This window comes from Geminicoccus flavidas (assembly GCF_009806515.1).
GTDB classification, from domain to species: Bacteria; Pseudomonadota; Alphaproteobacteria; order Geminicoccales; family Geminicoccaceae; genus Geminicoccus; species Geminicoccus flavidus.
This window is the reverse complement of record NZ_WUJP01000857.1, coordinates 1-1,099: the sequence shown is the minus strand read 5'-3', so window position 1 is coordinate 1,099 and position 1,099 is coordinate 1. Positions and strand designations below refer to the sequence as shown.

Genomic DNA, 1,099 nt, shown 5'->3' with positions numbered 1-1,099 from the left:
ATCGCTTCCGCCGATGCCTGGCTGGCCCTGCCGCCGGAGAGCGAAGGCATGGCCTCAGGCACCATCATCGAGGTCCAGCCATTCCCCATGTTCGCGTGATGCAGGCAGTCGATCCCCATGCCCTGCTGGGAGCAGCGGCGCAGCAGGAACAGTTCCTCACCGTGCTGCCGCGCGCGGAAGCCATCCGGCGCTTCGAGGCAGCGCTGCCGCCGGGGCCGCTCGGCACCGAACAGGCCACCCTCGCCGACGCACGGGGGCGGGTGGCGGCGGCGCCCATCCATGCCGCCATCGACGTGCCACCATTCGACCGCTCCCTGGTCGACGGCTTTGCCGTGCGTGCCAGCGATCTCGCCGCGGCCGGCGAGAGCACGCCGGTGACCTTGCGGCTGAACCGGGAGGTCATCGCCTGCGGGATCGCCCCGCGCCTGGCCGTCCAGTCCGGCACCGCCACCCCGATCGCCACCGGCGGGCCGATGCCGCGTGGTGCGGATGCGGTGGTGATGATCGAGCACACCGAGCCGGCCGGGGACGGTGCCGTGATCCTGGTGCGGCGCGCCGCCACTCCCGGACAGTTCCTTGCCTTTGCCGGCTCGGACATCGCGCAGGGCGAGACGCTGCTGCGCCCCGGCACGGTGATCGGTGCGCGCGAGATCGGCATGCTGGCGGCTGCCGGCCGAGACCTGGTCACGGTGTTCCGCCGCCCGCGCGTGGCGGTGCTTTCCACCGGCGACGAGCTGACCAGCCCGGGCGACCTGCTCCGCCCGGCCGCCATCTACGACAGCAACGGCCCGATGATCGCGGCGGCGGTCGGGGAGAACGGCGGCACGGCCGTCAGCTACGGCGCCGTCCCCGACCAGGAAGCGGCGCTGCGGGACGCCATCGGCCGGGCCTTTGCCGAGTGCGACATGGTCATCCTGTCGGGTGGCACCTCCAAGGGTGCGGGCGACCTGACCTACCGGCTGATCGCCGGTCTCGGCCCGCCCGGCATTGTCGCCCATGGCGTGGCGCTCAAGCCCGGCAAGCCGCTCTGCCTGGCGGTCTGTGACGGCAAGCCGGTGATCGTCCTGCCGGGCTTCCCCACCTCGGCGATGTTCACCTT

Annotated in this window: 2 protein-coding genes; both read left to right on the top strand. The window is 72.6% G+C overall.

From position 1 onward, the window contains the following. Positions 1–99 (top strand): hypothetical protein, encoded by a 99-nt coding sequence (locus EQG76_RS33675; RefSeq protein ID WP_407925568.1) that lies wholly within the window; start codon positions 1–3, stop codon positions 97–99. Continuing rightward, positions 99–1,099, top strand: a 1,001-nt coding sequence (locus EQG76_RS24580; RefSeq protein ID WP_235031543.1) for a molybdenum cofactor synthesis domain-containing protein, incomplete at its 3' end; no start/stop codon positions are given. The genes EQG76_RS33675 and EQG76_RS24580, both read left to right, overlap by 1 nt.